Origin of the sequence: Pseudomonas sp. 2822-17 (genome assembly GCF_002742485.1) — a bacterium.
Taxonomy (GTDB): domain Bacteria; phylum Pseudomonadota; class Gammaproteobacteria; order Pseudomonadales; family Pseudomonadaceae; genus Aquipseudomonas; species Aquipseudomonas cyclaminis.
Map to the genome: position 1 here is coordinate 1 of NZ_LJRZ01000601.1, position 290 is coordinate 290.

Sequence of the window (290 nt, forward strand, 5' to 3'; positions counted from 1 at the left end):
ACCAGGAACAGATAATTTCTATGCTGATAATTCATCGTATGTAGAAATTACTGATGCAGATATTGAACTTTATACCGCCCAAAAAGATCAACAAGCAGAGAAGAATCTTGAAGACCTACTTAAACAACATGAAATACCCTGGCAAGCGACACAAACTTATATTGAATCAGAAAAACTGTTTCAAAAAGCTTATGAAATTGGAGTGATATAAATGGGGAACAAAGTTAACTTCGGTCTTAAAAATGCACATTATGCAGTTATTACAGTTGACGAAGAAACAGGCAAAGATG

General features: G+C 34.1%; 1 pseudogene. It reads left to right on the plus strand.

Annotation, left to right across the window (positions count from 1 at the left end):
* Positions 1-211: pseudogene (locus tag AOA60_RS32750) on the plus strand (hypothetical protein); the annotation flags it as partial.
* Positions 212-290 lie beyond the last annotated feature (79 nt).